This window comes from Roseovarius indicus (assembly GCF_008728195.1).
Lineage (GTDB): Bacteria > Pseudomonadota > Alphaproteobacteria > Rhodobacterales > Rhodobacteraceae > Roseovarius > Roseovarius indicus.
On record NZ_CP031598.1, the window covers coordinates 2,842,154 to 2,857,095 of the forward strand.

The 14,942-nt window shown below is 65.5% G+C and carries 18 protein-coding genes and 1 tRNA gene; 9 read left to right on the forward strand and 10 right to left on the reverse strand.

Annotation, left to right across the window (positions count from 1 at the left end; all coding sequences use genetic code 11):
• Nucleotides 1–5 precede the first annotated feature (5 nt).
• The 3 genes from purQ to purC form a co-directional block, all read right to left on the reverse strand.
• Complete coding sequence (gene purQ, locus RIdsm_RS13450; RefSeq protein ID WP_057815426.1) at nt 6–674, reverse strand: phosphoribosylformylglycinamidine synthase subunit PurQ; 669 nt, start codon at nt 672–674, stop codon at nt 6–8.
• Nucleotides 674–913, reverse strand: coding sequence for a phosphoribosylformylglycinamidine synthase subunit PurS (gene purS / locus RIdsm_RS13455; protein WP_057815424.1), 240 nt, complete (start codon nt 911–913; stop codon nt 674–676). Before purS ends, purQ begins: the two co-directional genes overlap by 1 nt.
• 62 nt (nt 914–975) lie before the next feature.
• On the reverse strand, nt 976–1,737 hold the full coding sequence (purC, locus tag RIdsm_RS13460) for a phosphoribosylaminoimidazolesuccinocarboxamide synthase (RefSeq protein WP_057815422.1): 762 nt from the start codon (nt 1,735–1,737) through the stop codon (nt 976–978).
• A gap of 185 nt (nt 1,738–1,922) precedes the next feature.
• Here purC and RIdsm_RS13465 point away from each other — a divergent pair, with 185 nt between their 5' ends.
• Both RIdsm_RS13465 and bmt read left to right on the forward strand, forming a co-directional pair.
• Nucleotides 1,923–2,237 carry a DUF1476 domain-containing protein gene (locus RIdsm_RS13465; RefSeq protein ID WP_057815420.1) on the forward strand — a complete coding sequence of 105 codons (315 nt, stop codon included), beginning with the start codon at nt 1,923–1,925 and terminating at the stop codon, nt 2,235–2,237.
• A 152-nt stretch (nt 2,238–2,389) separates the two neighbouring features.
• The gene (bmt, locus tag RIdsm_RS13470) at nt 2,390–3,415 is read left to right on the forward strand and encodes a betaine--homocysteine S-methyltransferase (protein ID WP_057815418.1); all 1,026 of its coding nucleotides are present in this window, start codon (nt 2,390–2,392) and stop codon (nt 3,413–3,415) included.
• Between the two features lie 7 nt (nt 3,416–3,422).
• Here the strand turns inward: bmt and RIdsm_RS13475 are convergent, their stop codons facing one another.
• Nucleotides 3,423–4,361 (reverse strand): LysR family transcriptional regulator, encoded by a 939-nt coding sequence (locus RIdsm_RS13475; protein ID WP_057815416.1) that lies wholly within the window; start codon nt 4,359–4,361, stop codon nt 3,423–3,425.
• Between the two features lie 112 nt (nt 4,362–4,473).
• On the opposite strand from RIdsm_RS13475, the gene RIdsm_RS13480 reads away from it, so the two are divergent.
• Nucleotides 4,474–4,749, forward strand: a complete 276-nt coding sequence (locus tag RIdsm_RS13480) for a DUF4242 domain-containing protein (RefSeq protein ID WP_057815415.1) — start codon at nt 4,474–4,476, stop codon at nt 4,747–4,749.
• A gap of 29 nt (nt 4,750–4,778) precedes the next feature.
• Here the strand turns inward: RIdsm_RS13480 and RIdsm_RS13485 are convergent, their stop codons facing one another.
• Both RIdsm_RS13485 and RIdsm_RS30380 read right to left on the reverse strand, forming a co-directional pair.
• Complete coding sequence (locus RIdsm_RS13485) at nt 4,779–5,867, reverse strand: PA0069 family radical SAM protein (RefSeq protein WP_244955829.1); 1,089 nt, start codon at nt 5,865–5,867, stop codon at nt 4,779–4,781.
• Nucleotides 5,868–5,925: 58 nt separating this feature from the next.
• Nucleotides 5,926–6,075, reverse strand: coding sequence for a hypothetical protein (locus RIdsm_RS30380; RefSeq protein ID WP_177228370.1), 150 nt, complete (start codon nt 6,073–6,075; stop codon nt 5,926–5,928).
• Between RIdsm_RS30380 and RIdsm_RS13490 the strand changes: the two genes are divergently transcribed.
• Both RIdsm_RS13490 and RIdsm_RS13495 read left to right on the forward strand, forming a co-directional pair.
• A complete protein-coding gene (locus RIdsm_RS13490; RefSeq protein ID WP_057815413.1) occupies nt 6,074–6,778 on the forward strand; it encodes a corrinoid protein in 705 nt (234 codons plus the stop codon). The two genes, RIdsm_RS30380 and RIdsm_RS13490, sit on opposite strands and share 2 nt — an antisense overlap.
• Nucleotides 6,779–6,847: 69 nt before the next feature.
• On the forward strand, nt 6,848–7,483 hold the full coding sequence (locus RIdsm_RS13495; protein WP_057815411.1) for a DUF1638 domain-containing protein: 636 nt from the start codon (nt 6,848–6,850) through the stop codon (nt 7,481–7,483).
• 141 nt (nt 7,484–7,624) lie between these two features.
• Here the strand turns inward: RIdsm_RS13495 and RIdsm_RS13500 are convergent, their stop codons facing one another.
• On the reverse strand, nt 7,625–8,035 hold the full coding sequence (locus RIdsm_RS13500; RefSeq protein ID WP_057815409.1) for a SufE family protein: 411 nt from the start codon (nt 8,033–8,035) through the stop codon (nt 7,625–7,627).
• A gap of 130 nt (nt 8,036–8,165) precedes the next feature.
• On the opposite strand from RIdsm_RS13500, the gene RIdsm_RS13505 reads away from it, so the two are divergent.
• The gene (locus RIdsm_RS13505; RefSeq protein WP_057815407.1) at nt 8,166–8,753 is read left to right on the forward strand and encodes a hypothetical protein; all 588 of its coding nucleotides are present in this window, start codon (nt 8,166–8,168) and stop codon (nt 8,751–8,753) included.
• Between the two features lie 103 nt (nt 8,754–8,856).
• Here the strand turns inward: RIdsm_RS13505 and rnd are convergent, their stop codons facing one another.
• The 3 genes from rnd to purM all read right to left on the reverse strand — a co-directional run bounded on the left by rnd (nt 8,857) and on the right by purM (nt 11,824).
• A complete protein-coding gene (gene rnd / locus RIdsm_RS13510; protein WP_057815692.1) occupies nt 8,857–10,014 on the reverse strand; it encodes a ribonuclease D in 1,158 nt (385 codons plus the stop codon).
• A 164-nt stretch (nt 10,015–10,178) separates the two neighbouring features.
• A complete protein-coding gene (gene purN, locus RIdsm_RS13515) occupies nt 10,179–10,736 on the reverse strand; it encodes a phosphoribosylglycinamide formyltransferase (protein ID WP_057815689.1) in 558 nt (185 codons plus the stop codon).
• A gap of 41 nt (nt 10,737–10,777) precedes the next feature.
• A complete protein-coding gene (gene purM, locus RIdsm_RS13520) occupies nt 10,778–11,824 on the reverse strand; it encodes a phosphoribosylformylglycinamidine cyclo-ligase (RefSeq protein ID WP_057815406.1) in 1,047 nt (348 codons plus the stop codon).
• A 283-nt stretch (nt 11,825–12,107) separates the two neighbouring features.
• Between purM and RIdsm_RS13525 the strand changes: the two genes are divergently transcribed.
• The 3 genes from RIdsm_RS13525 (at nt 12,108) to RIdsm_RS13535 (ending at nt 14,933) form a co-directional block, all read left to right on the forward strand.
• Nucleotides 12,108–12,184: transfer RNA gene (locus tag RIdsm_RS13525), tRNA-Ile, on the forward strand.
• Nucleotides 12,185–12,375: 191 nt separating this feature from the next.
• Nucleotides 12,376–12,771: a hypothetical protein gene (locus tag RIdsm_RS13530; RefSeq protein ID WP_057815404.1), complete on the forward strand. Its 396-nt coding sequence runs from the start codon at nt 12,376–12,378 to the stop codon at nt 12,769–12,771.
• Nucleotides 12,772–12,908: 137 nt separating this feature from the next.
• Nucleotides 12,909–14,933 carry an acyltransferase family protein gene (locus RIdsm_RS13535; protein ID WP_074939738.1) on the forward strand — a complete coding sequence of 675 codons (2,025 nt, stop codon included), beginning with the start codon at nt 12,909–12,911 and terminating at the stop codon, nt 14,931–14,933.
• The last annotated feature ends 9 nt before the right edge of the window (nt 14,934–14,942 follow it).

Below are 14,942 nucleotides of genomic sequence, written 5' to 3' on the forward strand. Positions count from 1 at the left end.
AGGCCTCACGCGGTCTGCAACTGGTCGACGAGGGTGTTGAACAGGATGCGGCCCTCGGTGTTGCCATGCACCGGGTCGGCCATCCGCTCCGGATGGGGCATCATACCGAGCACGCGGCGGTTCTCCGACAGGATGCCGGCGATGTCCTGAAGCGAACCGTTGGGGTTCTTCACATAGCGGAAGGCCACGCGGTTCTCGTCGTTCAGTTTCTTCAGCGTATCCTCGTCGGCATAGTAGTTGCCGTCGTGATGCGCGATGGGGATGGTGATCGTGTCGCCTTCGCCGTAACCCGCGGTATAGGCGCTGTCGGCCGTTTCCACTTTCAGATCAACGGCTTTGCAGACATACTTCAGCCCGCCATTGCGCAGCAGAACGCCCGGCAGAAGTCCGGTTTCCGTCAGCACCTGGAAACCGTTGCAAATGCCCAGGACATACCCGCCCTTCTCGGCATGGGCGATCACCGACTGGCAGATCGGCGAATTCGCCGCGATGGCCCCGCAGCGCAGGTAGTCGCCAAACGAAAACCCGCCCGGCACGCCGATCACGTCGATGCCCGAGGGCAGCGACGTATCCTTGTGCCAGACCATCGACACCTTGGCACCCGCCTTCTCGAAGGCCACCGCCATGTCGCGGTCACAGTTGGAGCCGGGGAAGACGATGACGGCGGCGTGCATCAGGAAATCTCCACCGAATAGCTTTCGATCACCGTGTTGGCGAGCAGCTTCTCGCACATCTGGTTGACGGTTTCCTCGGCCTTGGCCTTGTCCGTCTCGGCAAGGTCGAGCTCGATCACCTTGCCCTGCCGCACGCCCTCGACCCCGTCGAAGCCCAACGACCCAAGCGCGTGGCGCACCGCCTCGCCCTGCGGGTCGAGAACCCCGGTTTTCAGCATCACATGCACACGTGCCTTCATGGGCCTTGCCTCTCTTCTGCTCTGTCCGGCGCCGCGGCGCCCGTGCCTATGCCCCGGGGGGCTCAGTTGATCAGGTGCGGCTTGGTCATCGGCGTCGATGCCTTGGGCATGACCCCCAGCCGCTTGGCCACTTCCGAATAGGCATCCGTCAGGCTGCCCAGGTCGCGGCGGAACACGTCCTTGTCGAGCTTCTGGCCGGTCTCGATGTCCCACAGCCGGCAGCTGTCGGGCGAGATCTCGTCAGCGACGATCAGGCGCATGAAATCGCCCTCGTAGACCCGGCCGATCTCGATCTTGAAATCGATCAGCTTGATGCCGACGCCATACATCACGCCGGCGAGAAAATCGTTGACCCGCAGCGCGAGGCTCAGGATATCGTCCATGTCCTGCTGGGTGGCCCAGCCGAAGGCGGCGATATGTTCCTCGGTGACAAGCGGATCGCCCAGCTTGTCGTTCTTGAGGCAGTATTCCACGATCGGACGCGGCAGTTGCGTGCCTTCGTCCATCCCCAGCCGCTTGGCCATCGAGCCGGCGGCATAGTTGCGCACGATCACCTCGAGCGGAATGATCTCGCAGGCGCGGACCAGCTGCTCGCGCATGTTGAGCCGTTTCATGAAGTGGTTCGGGATGCCGACATTCGTCAGTCCGGTCATGAAATACTCGCTCAGCATGTTGTTGAGCACGCCCTTGCCTTCGATCACGTCCTTCTTTTCGGCGTTGAAGGCGGTGGCGTCATCCTTGAAGTATTGCACGATGGTGCCCGGTTCCGGCCCTTCGTACAGGGTTTTGGCCTTGCCTTCGTAGATTTTCTTGCGACGCGCCATGCTGACTCCAGATACTGCAGGTGCCGGGCGACTCCCCGTCCTGCCTTTGCGCTCTCCATAAGGCATGGGGCACCCTGCCGCAAGACGCAGGCGGCAACGGGGCCGCGGCGCCCTGCCCTCTTGCGGAACGCAGCCCCTGAGGGCATACCGGGGGAAACCGAAACGCTGTGCTTGGGAGCGGCCACATGACCACATTCGACGATCGCGAAAACGCCTTCGAAAACAAGTTCGCCCATGACGAGGAGATGAAGTTCAAGGCCGAGATGCGCCGGAACAAGCTTCTGGGCCTGTGGGCGGCAGAACTTTTGGGCAAGACCGGCGATGACGCCAATGCCTATGCCGTGGAGGTGGTGAAATCGGATTTCGAGGAAGCCGGCCACGAGGACGTCGTGCGCAAGGTCGCGGGCGACCTTGGCGATCTCGCCGATGCCGACACCATCCGCGGCAAGATGGACGAACTGCTCAAGATCGCCAAGGACCAGGTGATGAAAGAGGCCTAAGCCCCTGATCCGAGGGTTCTTAGGGGCGTTTCCGTTCAAGCGGAAGCGCCCCTTTTCATTGGCCCCGGCTCAAGATCGACATGAGCGTTTTGCATTTGCGCGCAGGCGCAGAACATGACACACCAAACCGCACGCTTTTCACAGGATAACCGATGACCAACGCCCTCTCCCGCATGATGGAAACCCGCGATTGGATTCTGGCCGACGGCGCCACCGGAACCAACCTTTTCAACATGGGCCTCAGCTCGGGCGACGCCCCCGAGATGTGGAACGAAGAGCATCCCGACCGCATCGAGAAGCTCTACACCATGGCGGTGGACGCGGGCAGCGACCTGTTCCTGACCAACTCCTTCGGCGGCAACGCCTCGCGGCTCAAGCTGCACGGGGCTGAAAAGCGGGCGCGCGAGTTGTCGCGTATCTCGGCCGAGATCGGCCGCGAGGTGGCCGACCGGCGCGATCGTCCGGTCATCGTCGCCGGTTCCGTGGGGCCCACGGGCGAGATCATGGCGCCCATGGGCTCTCTCACCCACGAACTGGCCGTCGAGATCTTCCACGAACAGGCCGACGGGCTGAAGGAAGGCGGGGCTGACGTACTGTGGCTCGAGACCATTTCGGCGCCCGAGGAATACAAGGCCGCGGCCGAGGCGTTCCGCCTGGCCGACATGCCCTGGTGCGGCACGATGAGCTTCGACACCGCCGGCCGCACGATGATGGGCCTGACCTCGGCCGACATGGCCGACATGGTCGAGAAGCTCGACACCCCGCCGCTGGCCTATGGTGCCAATTGCGGCGTGGGCGCCTCCGACCTGATGCGCACCGTGCTGGGCTTCGTGGCGCAGGGCACCGGGCGTCCGATCATTGCCAAGGGCAACGCGGGCATTCCCAAGTATGTCGACGGGCACATCCATTACGACGGCACGCCGGAGCTGATGGCCGAATACGCCGTCCTGGCCCGGGATGCCGGCGCCACGATCATCGGCGGCTGCTGCGGCACCATGCCCGAGCACCTGTCGAAGATGCGCGAGGCGCTGGAGACCCGCGAGCGCGGCGAACGGCCGACGCTCGACCAGATCACCGAGGCGCTTGGCGCGTTCTCCTCGGCCGTCGACGGCACCGAAGAGGACAGCGATCAGCAATCCGCCCGCAGGGGCCGCGGCGGGCGGCGCCGCCGGGGCTGACAGGCCCTCAGAGGCCGAACACCTCTGCCATGACCCGACGGTCTTCGCGCGCCTTTTCCACGACCCAGTCGCGGAAGGCGCGCTGGACCGGGCCGAAGCGCTGACCATCTATCCAGATGAGCTTGTGCTCGTAAGCCCCGGGGAAAACGGATCTTTGCCCGAACGGCATGATCAACGTGCCGCGCGCCAGGGAGGCGAAGATCTCGGACAGCCCGCCCAGCACCAGGCCGACACCGGAATGCGCCAGCCGCACGCCGCTTCCGGTGAGGGCATAGCGCGGCTGCGTCTCCTGCGAGATGTCCACCGGCACGCCCATCTCCTGTCCCCAGCGCGACCATCCGGCCCAGTCCGGGTCGGTCGTGGGCACGTCGATATGAACCAGGGGAACGCCACTGACATCCATCGCTCCCTCGCCCAGCCCGTAGCGCGCGGCGAAGTCCGGCGTGCAGACCGGCACCACACCGCTGGGCAAAAGCGGAATGCCGGCCAGATCGCCGGTGATCTCGCCCATGTAGCGAATGGCGAAATGCAGATCCGCACCGTGCAGATCGACCACGTCCCAGGTTGTGTTCAGGATCAGGTCGATCTGACCCAACCGCGGAAAAAGGTCGGGCAGATGCCGGGGCAGCCAGGTTTCCGCAAAGGTTTGCGTGACCGAAACCGCGACGCGGTTCCCCGGCGGCTCGAACGTCAGCGCCTTCTGGGCGCGGGCCAGCGCCGTCATTGCCTCGGTCAGCCGGTCCGCCACGGCAACCAGATCCGGGGTCGGTCTGAGGCCACCGGGCGTTCGGGTGAACAGGACCCGGCCCAGACGGTCTTCAAGCCCTCGCACCTGGGCCGTGACCGCCGCCCGCGTGACGCCGAGATCGTCTGCCGCCGCCGCGATGCCGCCGAGGCGATGCACGGCCTCGACCGCCCGCCATCCGTTGAGATGCGAAAGCCGCATGACACCTCCCGACAAGCATTTCTTGTCAGGATAGCAGAAAGCCTGACGTGATTTCCGGAAAACTTGGGTGTTCAATCGGCAGGCGACTAGAAATCCTGAAGGAGGACGTCACATGCAAGCCTATCTCATCGAACGCGATATTCCCGGCGTCGGGTCCATGACGTCGGAAGAGCTGTGCGGCGCGGCCGCCACTTCGAACACGGCCCTGAGCCAGCTGGCCCCGAAGGTTCAGTGGCAACATTCCTACGTGACCGGCGACAAGACCTTTTGCATCTACCTTGCCGAAGACGAGGCCGCGATCCACGAACACGCCAAGCTGAGCGGCTTCCCGGCCACCAAGGTCACCCCGATCACCGGCCGGATCGATCCGACGACCGCGAACCGCTGAGCCGGCCGCCCCTCCCGCCCGGGGCCGCGTCAGAACAGGTCAAGCTGTTCGGCGCGGCCCGGTACGCGAAACAGGTCGCGGCGCAGCGGCGGCAGGCGCCTGTCGAGCCCCAGCCGCCGCGCCGCCACCCGGAACCGCGCCGCGATCATCTCGGCATGGGCCCCCTCGCCCCGCATGCGCCGGCCCCATTCCGGATCGTACTCCTTGCCGCCATGCATGCCCCGCACCAGCCCCATGACCCGCGCCGCCCGGTCGGGGAAATGCGTCTCCAGCCACTCCTTGAAGAGCGGCGACACCTCCAGCGGCAGGCGCAGCATGACCCAGCTCGCGGCCTCGGCGCCCGCGTCCTTCCCGGCCTGAAGCAGCGCCTCGATCTCGTGATCGTTGATCGCCGGCACGATGGGCGAGGTCATGATCCTGACCGAGATGCCGGCTTGGCTCAGCCGTTCCATCACCTGCAGGCGCCGCTTGGGCGACGGCGCCCGGGGTTCCATCTTGCGCGACAGGCCGGCATCGAGCGTCGTCACGGATAGCCCGACGCGCACCAGCCCGCGGGCGGCCATGTCCGACAGTATGTCGATGTCGCGTTCGATCAGCGTGCCCTTGGTCACGATCCCCACCGGGTGATTGAACTCGCTCAGCACCTGCAGGCAGTCGCGCATGATACCGTGAGCCTTTTCAATCGGTTGGTAAGGGTCGGTGTTGGTGCCGATGGCAATGGTTTCCGGGCTGTAGCGCTTGCTCGACAGCTCCTTCGCCAGCACCTCCGGCGCCTCGGGCCGCGCGACCAGCCGGGTCTCGAAATCGAGCCCCGCCGACAGGCCCAGCCACGCATGGCTCGGCCGGGCGAAACAGTAGATGCAGCCATGCTCGCACCCCCTGTACGGGTTGATCGACCGGTCGAAGGGAAGATCGGGCGAGCGGTTGTAGGTGATCATCCGGCGGGGCGTTTCTGTGCTCACCTGCGTGCGCAGCGCGGTTTCCTCCGGCGCGACATCCCAGCCGTCCTCTTCGAAAACGCGGCCGTGCCGCTCGTACCGGCCGGCCGCATTGCTCTGCGCCCCGCGCCCGGCGCGCCTGAGTCTCGGGTCAACTGTATCCGACATGCTGTCATCCATACCCCATAAATGGAACATTAAGAGAACATTTGCAATAAACCCATGCACGACAGCGGGTTCATCCGGCGACTCGGCAGGCGAAATCGCGTGATACGTCGGAAGCGATGCGGCCAATGTCGTAATTCGGAAAGTGCGCCTGCGGCAAATTGACGATAGGTTCGCCACAACCCCACGCGCGCGGCGCACCGGAATGCAAGGAAATGCTCATGTCCGATGAAGAAGACGACATCATCCTTTCGGAACTGGACGACGAAGAACTTGTCCAGCAGATGTTCGACGACCTCTATGATGGTCTGAAGGAAGAGATCGAGGAAGGGGTCAACATTCTTCTCGAGCGCGGCTGGCAGCCCTACCAGGTGCTGACCGAGGCGCTGGTCGGCGGCATGACCATCGTCGGCAAGGATTTCCGCGACGGTATCCTGTTCGTGCCCGAGGTGCTTCTGGCGGCCAACGCGATGAAGGGCGGCATGGCCATCCTCAAGCCGCTGCTGGCCGAAACCGGCGCACCCCGCGTCGGCAAGATGGTCATCGGCACCGTCAAGGGCGACATCCACGACATCGGCAAGAACCTCGTCTCGATGATGATGGAAGGTGCCGGCTTCGAAGTGGTCGACCTCGGGATCAACAACCCGGTCGAGAACTATCTCGAAGCGCTGGAAACCGAGCAGCCCGACATTCTCGGCATGTCGGCCCTGCTGACCACCACCATGCCCTACATGAAGGTCGTGATCGACACGATGGTGGAACAGGGCGTGCGCGATGATTACATCGTGCTCGTGGGCGGCGCGCCGCTGAACGAGGAATTCGGCAAGGCGATCGGCGCCGACGCCTATTGCCGTGACGCGGCCGTGGCGGTGGAAACCGCCAAGACCTTCGTCAGCCGCAAGCACAACCAGGGCGCCACGGGCTGAACCGCCGCCTGATCGGTATTCGGAACGGCCCGCCTGACTGTGCGGGCCGTTTCTTGTTGGGATGACGTGATGACCGACCTGCCAAGCGACACCACCCTGACCGAGCGCGGCTTTGCCGAGCCCGCGAAGGGCCGCATCCTGCTGATTGCCTGCGGCGCGCTGGCGCGGGAGATCCTGGCGCTGAAACGCGCCAATGGCTGGGATCACATGGTCCTGCAATGCCTGCCCGCCAAGTACCACCTCTACCCCGACAAGATCACGCAGGCCGTCGAAGAGACCGTGCGCGAGAACCGCGGTGCCTTTGACGACATCTTCGTCGTCTACGCCGATTGCGGCACCGGCGGGCTGCTACAGGCCAAATGCGCCGAGCTGGGCGTCGAGATGGTCGCGGGCCCGCATTGCTATTCCTTCTTCGAAGGCAACGACACCTTCGCCGCCCGCGACGAGATCACCGCCTTCTACCTCACCGATTTCCTGGTGAAGCAGTTCGACGCCTTCGTGTGGAAGCCCATGGGCCTCGACCGTCACCCCGAACTGCGGGACATGATCTTCGGCAATTACACCAAGCTGGTTTATCAAGCCCAGGTTAACGACCCGGCGCTTGAAGCGAAGGCGCGCGATTGTGCCGCGCGACTCGGGCTGGACTACGAATACCGCTTCACCGGTTACGGAGATCTTAAGACCGCGCTCGCAGCCCGGGCCTGACCTGCCGCTTCTTCTTGGTCCAAGTATCCCGGGGGTGAGCGGGCTTCTCGGGAACTCTCCAGTGGAGAGGTCCGCCCGTGAACGGGCGGAGCCCAGGGAATTGGCCCGCAGGGCCAAGAGGGGCAGCGCCCCTCCCTGCGCTCAGGCCGCCTCGGCCGCGACGCTGCGGATACGCTCCACCATTGCCCGTAGACCGTTGGAGCGTTGCGAGGACAGGTGATCGTTCAGCCCCAGCCGCGCCAGCTCGCCCTGGGCGTCGACCTTCGGCACCTCCTGCACGGGCAAGCCGTTATAGAGCGCCTTCAGCACCGCGATCAGCCCGCGCACGATCATCGCGTCGCTTTCGCCCTCGAAACTGAAGGTGTCGTTCTCGATCCGGGGGTGCAGCCAGACCTGGCTCGCGCAGCCGTCGACCTTGGTCGCCGGCACCTTCAGCGCGTCGTCGAGCGGGTCCATCGCCTTGCCCCGGTCGATCACGTAACGATAGCGGTCTTCCCAGTCTTCGAGAAACTCGAAATCCTCGACGATCTCTTCAAATGCCTCGGTGGCCAAGGGTCCTGTCCTTTTTCCTTTCGCCCCCAGACACCTAGGCGCGGATTTGCGGCACGTCCAGCCCCAAGGGCGCTTTTCAAGGCCCGTCATTTGCGGTAACAGGCGGAAAGCCAAGGAAAGGTTATCGCGCATGCGCTTCACTGTTGTCGCCCTCATCCTTTCGACCCTGCTTCTGTCGGCCTGCGGCGGGGGCCTGCGTGACTCGCGGTTGAACCCGGCCAACTGGTTCGGTCGCAGCACCTCTGTCGAGACCGCACCGGGCACCGTCCGCACCGCCGATGGCCGCGTGCAGGAGGTAAACCCGCTGATCGGCGAGCGCGGCCAGTCACAGCTGATCGCCGCCAACCGCCAGGTGACGACCGAGCGCAGCGGCCTCTTCGGGGGCAAGAAGGAAGAGATCTATCGCGGCACGCTGATCAGCCAGGTAACCGACCTCAACATCGAGCCCACCGCGACGGGCGCCATCGTGCGGGCCGTGGGTGTGACCACGCGCCAAGGCGCCTATGACGTGCGCCTGCTGCCGCTTTACGAGGGCGAGCCCGTCGACGGTGTGATCACCTATGAATTCCTGGCGATGCAGCCGATCAACACGCCGCAGGGCCCCGAGCACACCCGCCGGATCCAGGCCGCGCAGCCGCTGAGTTTCGGCGAGCTCGAGGCCGTCAAGACCATCCGGGTGATCGCCAAGCGCAACACGCGGCAGAGCGCGCGGCGCTGAGGCGCTTCAGGACCACGAGATATCCGAGACTTGAAGAAACAGGGCGCAGCGATCTATCGTTGCGCCCTGTTCCTTTGATTGTCCGATGCGAACCCGGCTGACCTTAGAGGTCGACCGTCACGATCGACTTGCCCTTGGCGGCCAGCGCCACCTTGCCTTCGCACAGGCGCATCGCGTCGCGGCCGAAGACCTCGTTTCGCCAGCCCTTGAGCGCGGGCACGTCCCGCTCGCCGCCCGAGATGGCATCGAGATCCGCGGCACTGGCGATCAGTTTCGAGGCGACGCCGAATTCCTCGGTCTTGGCCTTGAGCAGCACGCGCAGCAAATCGGCCAGCGCCGGGTTCACCTGCAGCTTCTCGCGCGAGCGGTCGGGCTTGGGCACCTCGTCATTGGGCGTGTCGAGCCCGTCTTTCACCGCCGCGAGGATGCCGTCGGCGATATCGCCCTTGCGGGCCTCGCGCAGCAGGAGTCGCGAGCGCGACAGGTCGTTCAGCGAGCCCGGCTTGGTCGAGGCCAGCTCGACCAGCGCATCGTCCTTGAAGACACGGCTGCGCGGCACGTTGCGGGTCTGGGCGTAATCCTCGCGGAACCGGGCCAGTTCGCGCACGATGGCCAGAAACCGGCCCGAGGCGTTGCGGGTCTTCACCCGTTTCCACGCATCCTCGGGGCGGATGATGTAGGTTTCGGGATCCTTGAGGATCTCCATCTCCTCGGCGACCCATTTCTCGCGGCCCGTCTCGGCCAGCTTGGCGGCGAGGTATTCGTAGATGTCTCGCAGGTGCGTCACGTCGGCCACGGCATAGGTGCGCTGGGCGTCGGTCAGCGGGCGGCGCGACCAGTCGGTGAAGCGCGAGGTCTTGTCGAGCGACTGCCGGGCGATCCGGCGCACGAGGGTCTCATAGCCCACCTGCTCGCCGAAGCCGCAGACCATGGCCGCGACCTGCGTGTCGAAGAGCGGTTCGGGGATCAGCCCGGCATCGACATGGAAGATTTCCAGGTCCTGCCGCGCGGCATGGAAGACCTTGACCACCGACGTGTCGCGGAACAGTTCATACAGCGGCTCGAGCGAGAGGTCGCCGGCAATCGGGTCGACCAGAACGGCATCGTCCGGCCCGCGCGTGGGGAGTGCCAGCTGGACGAGGCACAGTTTGGAATAGTAGCTGCGCTCGCGCAGGAACTCGGTATCGACGGTCACGTAATCGCACTCGGCCGCGCGGGCGCAGAACGCCGCGAGATCTTCGGTCGTGGTGATGGTCGTGATCCGCGAAAGGGTTTTTTCGTTTGCCATACTGCCTCTTCGCCCTCCGTCGGTCCGGTATATGACAGCAGATCGGCAATGAAAAGGCGATGGTTGAAATCATCTCGGGCCTGTCCGCCCCCGGCGCCTGCCGCTTTTTCGGGCAGGCTGTGAAGGGCGCCGCCGGCTCAGTCGCGGGTGTCGATCAACAGCGGGTCGCGGTCACCTGACGCGAAGCGGCGCAGGACGGCCGGGTAGAGGATATGTTCCTGTTTCAGCACCCGTGCGGCCAGCGTGTCGGGGGTGTCACCGGGGAGGATCGGCACCGTCGCCTGCCCCAGCAAGGGCCCGGCATCGAGGTCGGGAATGACCTCGTGCACGGTGCAGCCGGCCTCGGTATCGCCGGCGTCAAGGGCGCGGGCATGGGTGTTGAGGCCGGGATATTTCGGCAAGAGAGAGGGGTGGATATTGAGCATGCGCCCCTGCCACGGGCGGACGAAGCCTTCGGTCAGGATGCGCATGAAGCCGGCAAGGCAGAGGATCTCGGCATCAGCCTTTTCCAGTTCCGCCTGCAGCGCCGCCTCGAAGGCCGGGCGGTCGCCCTTGAAGGGGCGGTGATCGACCACGGCGGTTGGCACGCCGCGCGCCTCGGCCTTGGCAAGCCCCCCGGCCTCGGCCGAGTTCGCCAGCACGAGACAGGGTCGCGCCGGGTGGTCGCCGGTCATGCTGTCGAGCAGCGCCACCATGTTCGAGCCGCCGCCGGAAATCAGGATGGCGACGCGTTTGGTCAAAGGAGCGCGCCGGTGTAGCGGATGCCCTGCCCTTCGCTCACCTGGCCGAGCGTGTGAACGGTTTCGCCGGCCTCTTCCAGCAGCGACGTCAGCGCCCCGGCCCGGTCGGCCTCGACCACGAGGATCATGCCGATGCCGCAGTTGAAGGTCTTCAGCATCTCGGCTTCCGCCATACCGCCGGTCTCGGACAACCATTTGAAAACGCCGGGCAATTCCCATGCGTCCAGATCGATTTCGGCTCCCAGGTCGTCGGGGAGGACGCGGGGCAGGTTCTCGGTCAGACCGCCGCCGGTGATGTGGGCGAGCGCGTGGACGCCGCCCGCGCGGACCGCTTCGAGGGCCTGGCGGACATAGAGGCGCGTGGGGGCCAGAAGGGCCGCACCGAGAGTGCCGTCGGACCAGGGGCAATCGGATTCCCAGCCGAGGCCCGAGATCTCGACCAGCTTGCGCACGAGGCTGTAGCCGTTGGAATGAACGCCGCTGCTGCCGAGGCCCAGCAGCACGTCACCCGCCTGCACACCCGCCGGCAGGTCGGCGCCACGTTCCATCGCGCCCACGGCGAACCCGGCGAGGTCGAAATCGCCCGCCTCGTACATGCCCGGCATCTCGGCCGTCTCGCCGCCGATCAGGGCACAGCCCGATTGCGCGCAGCCCTCGGCGATGCCTTCGATGATCCGCGCGGCGGTTTCGGTCTCGAGCTTACCGGTGGCGAAATAATCGAGGAAAAACAGGGGCTCGGCGCCCTGGCAGACAAGGTCGTTCACGCACATGGCGACAAGGTCGATGCCGATGGTCTCGACATTCCCGGTGTCGATGGCGATGCGCAGCTTGGTGCCGACGCCGTCGGTGGCGGCCACGAGAATGGGGTCGTCGTACCCTGCCCCCTTGAGGTCGAAAAGCGCGCCGAACCCGCCCAATCCGGCCATCACGCCGGGGCGCGCGGTGCGCTTGGCGGCGGGCTTGATCCGCTCGACGAGGGCATTGCCCGCGTCGATATCCACGCCTGCCTCGGCATAGGTGATGCCGTTCTTGCCCTTGCTCATCGTCAGACCTCTCGCCGCTTGGTGGCGCCGGGTTAGCTTAAACGAAACACGGAGGGAAGTGCCTTGCGGGGCCTCGGGGGGAGAATCGGGCTTAACCTGATGAAATGGAGGCAAAACCGGGTGTCGGTATCACGTCGGTATAACGTCGGTATTACGTCGGTGCATTTTTCGGTGGGATGGCAGGGTTAACGCGGCGTGCGGTGGGTGGCACCTGCCAAAGCCGGACCGCCCCCTGCTTAGTCTTGACGCCCTCCCCGCCCTTGCCTACGAGGGAGAACAGGTCGGGCCTGTAGCTCAATTGGTTAGAGCAGAGCGCTCATAACGCTTTGGTTGGGGGTTCGAGTCCCTCCGGGCCTACCAAATCCGATCCGTTTCAGGCTGGCCCAGCAGACCACGCGTCAGCGCCGGTGCCGTGGGCCGGAGTTGACCGGAAGTTTCGTCGACATATCTTCACGTTGGACGAAACACAGGCTAGTATTTCAACCTATAAGTGTTGCCCGCCCTCGCGACAGCGGCGCGCGACGCCCTGTTTGTACGAAGTGGACTTGATCATGAAACAGCTTGCCCGCCCCCTGATCCTGGCCTGCGCCGCCGCGCTGACCGCACAGCCGGCCCTTGCCGACCTGCCCCAGCGCAAGGGGTACATCCCCGCGACCGAGCAGCACCAGGCGATCATCGACTGCCAGTACGAGCGCGGCCTGCGCGGGGCGCCGAAGATCCAGGCGACCTACGTGGCCTACCCCTGGGGCGGGGACAGCGTGCTTCGGATCCTGCCGCATGGCAGCGTGGGCGCCGCGGATGCCGCGTGGATCAATGCCTGTGCCGACGCGCGGCTTGGCCGGGCCAGCGCGCCCGTGCAGGTCAGGCGCGTAAAGAAGAGCAAAGGGGTCTGCCCGAGCTATGCGTCGGTGCTTTACGGTGGGACCGCCTATTGCGTGGGCAAGTGAGGCCGGCAATCCCCACCCGCACATCACAGGTACGCTAGCGCACGGCTCTTTACTGGACGCCCCCCACCCTTTCCGCTATCGCAACCGGCACAATCTCCGCGCCAGCCGGGCGTTTTTTCAGCAAGCGGATTACAGGGGTGAAATACAGGTCTGAGATCGACGGCTTGCGGGCCGTGGCCGTGGTGCCGGTCATCCTGTTTCATGCCGGTTTCCAGGCGCTGCCGGGCGGGTTCGTGGGCGTCGACGTGTTCTTCGTCATCTCCGGCTACCTGATCACCACCATCCTGCTCGAGGACCGGCGCAAGGGGACCTATTCGCTGGCCAAGTTCTACGAGCGGCGGGCAAGGCGCATTCTGCCGGCGCTGTTCCTCGTGATGGTCGCCTGCATTCCCTTCGCGCTGTTGTGGATGCCGCCCTACGAGTTGCAGACCTTCGCCCGCAGCATGGCGTTCGCGTCGTTCTTCGTGTCGAACTTTCATTTCCTCGAGAACGTGCGGGGGTATTTCACCGCCGCGAACGAGTATCAGCCGTTGCTGCACACCTGGAGCCTGGGGGTGGAGGAGCAGTTCTACCTGGTATTCCCGCTGCTTCTGGGGCTGGTGCTCAAGGGCGGAAAACGGGTGGCGTTCGGCGCCATCGTGGTGCTGGCGGTGCTGTCGCTGATCACGGCGGAATGGGGGTGGCGGAACCATCCGGCGGCGAATTTCTATTTCACGCCTTCGAGGTTCTGGGAACTGATGGCGGGGGCGCTCTGCGCGCTGTGGCTGATCGACCGGGAGGTGACGGGGCGCAACATGCCCGCGGCGCTGGGCCTGCTGATGATCGCGACGGCGGCGGTTGTCTACGGGCCGGGCACGCCGTTTCCCTCGGCCTACACGTTGTTGCCGGTCATGGGCACGGTGCTGGTGATCCTCTTTGCCGCGCCGGGCACGGCTGCGGGGCGCGCGCTGTCGCTGGGGCCGGTGGTGGGGATCGGGCTGGTGAGCTATTCCGCCTATCTCTGGCACCAGCCGCTTTTCGCCTTTGCCCGCATTCACAGCCTCGAGCCGCCCTCGGACGGGGTGATGATGGCGCTGACGGGGCTGAGCTTCGTGCTGGCGGCGCTGACGTGGCGCTTTGTCGAGCGGCCGTTCCGGACCCGGCCGCCGCGGATCCTGCCGGTGCGCAAGCGGCTTTTGTGGGTGAGCGGCGGGGCGACGGTGCTGTTCTTCGCCATCGGCATGGCCGGGTTCATGGGCGAAGGCTTTCCGGCGCGGCTGGACCTGCGGGGCGACTCGCCCCTGAGGGCGGCACTCGATTCGCTTGACGAGCGGCCGCGCTACGAGACCTGTTCGGAGCTGGCGCAGACGACCCGCGCGGGCGACGTGTTCTGCACCGCCTTTGCGCCGGAGGGGGCTGAGGAGAGCATCGCGGTGATCGGCGACAGCTATGCGATCTCCCTGCTGCCGGCCCTCGAGACGGTGGCGGGCGAGCGGCCCGTGCGGGTGCTGGCGGGCACGCATCCGGGCTGTCCGCCGATCCTCGGCGTCTATACCTCGCGCAGCCGCAAGGACGAGCTGGCCTGTCACGGCTACACGGAAAAGCTGGCCCAGGCGCTGAAGGCCGAGGGGGTTTCGGCGGTGTTCCTGGTGGGGCGGTGGACGCTTTACACCGGCCCCGTCTATGCCGGGGCGAACCCGCGCTATTTCCTGGCCGAGGAGTTGAACGGAAACCGGGGCGACATGGCACAATCGCGCGCGGTGTTCGAGGCGGCGGTCGACCGGACGGTGGCGTTCTACCGCGAATTCGGGGCGGAGGTGTTCCTTGTCACCGAGGTGCCCGAGCAGAAGGTGACGCCCAAGCTGCTGCTGGAAAAGCTGATCCTGACGGGGCATGGCGCCGATGCCGAGGTGGATACGCTGATCGCCAACACTTTCGTCAATGCGCGCGACAACGATGCCATCCAGCGCTACGTGCTCGACGTGTTCCGTGCGCGCGAGGCCGAGGGCGTGCACGTGGTGGACCTGCCCCTGCCCTTCATGATCGAAGGGCGGTATGTCTGGTTCCTCGACGGGCGGCCGCTGTATCATGACAGCGGGCATATCTCGCTTGAGGGCGCGCGCGGGTTGCGGGGGTATATCCGCGATATCGTACAGTCGGAACTCGCGCCGACGGGCGGTTAAGCCGGCCGG

Bases quoted from the DNA above. Each gene is read 5' to 3' on its own strand.
- RIdsm_RS13475 (WP_057815416.1), bottom strand. From the start codon at position 4,361: ATGCGGCTTTCGCATCTCAACGGATGGCGGGCGGTCGAGGCCGTGCAT.
- RIdsm_RS13505 (WP_057815407.1), top strand. From the start codon at position 8,166: ATGCGCTTCACTGTTGTCGCCCTCATCCTTTCGACCCTGCTTCTGTCG.
- purQ (WP_057815426.1), bottom strand. From the start codon at position 674: ATGCACGCCGCCGTCATCGTCTTCCCCGGCTCCAACTGTGACCGCGAC.
- purN (WP_057815689.1), bottom strand. From the start codon at position 10,736: ATGGTGGCGCTGCTCGACAGCATGACCGGCGACCACCCGGCGCGACCC.
- purM (WP_057815406.1), bottom strand. From the start codon at position 11,824: ATGAGCAAGGGCAAGAACGGCATCACCTATGCCGAGGCAGGCGTGGAT.
- purS (WP_057815424.1), bottom strand. From the start codon at position 913: ATGAAGGCACGTGTGCATGTGATGCTGAAAACCGGGGTTCTCGACCCG.
- RIdsm_RS30380 (WP_177228370.1), bottom strand. From the start codon at position 6,075: ATGAGCATTTCCTTGCATTCCGGTGCGCCGCGCGCGTGGGGTTGTGGC.
- purC (WP_057815422.1), bottom strand. From the start codon at position 1,737: ATGGCGCGTCGCAAGAAAATCTACGAAGGCAAGGCCAAAACCCTGTAC.
- RIdsm_RS13480 (WP_057815415.1), top strand. From the start codon at position 4,474: ATGCAAGCCTATCTCATCGAACGCGATATTCCCGGCGTCGGGTCCATG.
- RIdsm_RS13530 (WP_057815404.1), top strand. From the start codon at position 12,376: ATGAAACAGCTTGCCCGCCCCCTGATCCTGGCCTGCGCCGCCGCGCTG.
- bmt (WP_057815418.1), top strand. From the start codon at position 2,390: ATGACCAACGCCCTCTCCCGCATGATGGAAACCCGCGATTGGATTCTG.
- RIdsm_RS13495 (WP_057815411.1), top strand. From the start codon at position 6,848: ATGACCGACCTGCCAAGCGACACCACCCTGACCGAGCGCGGCTTTGCC.
- RIdsm_RS13465 (WP_057815420.1), top strand. From the start codon at position 1,923: ATGACCACATTCGACGATCGCGAAAACGCCTTCGAAAACAAGTTCGCC.
- RIdsm_RS13485 (WP_244955829.1), bottom strand. From the start codon at position 5,867: ATGGATGACAGCATGTCGGATACAGTTGACCCGAGACTCAGGCGCGCC.
- RIdsm_RS13490 (WP_057815413.1), top strand. From the start codon at position 6,074: ATGTCCGATGAAGAAGACGACATCATCCTTTCGGAACTGGACGACGAA.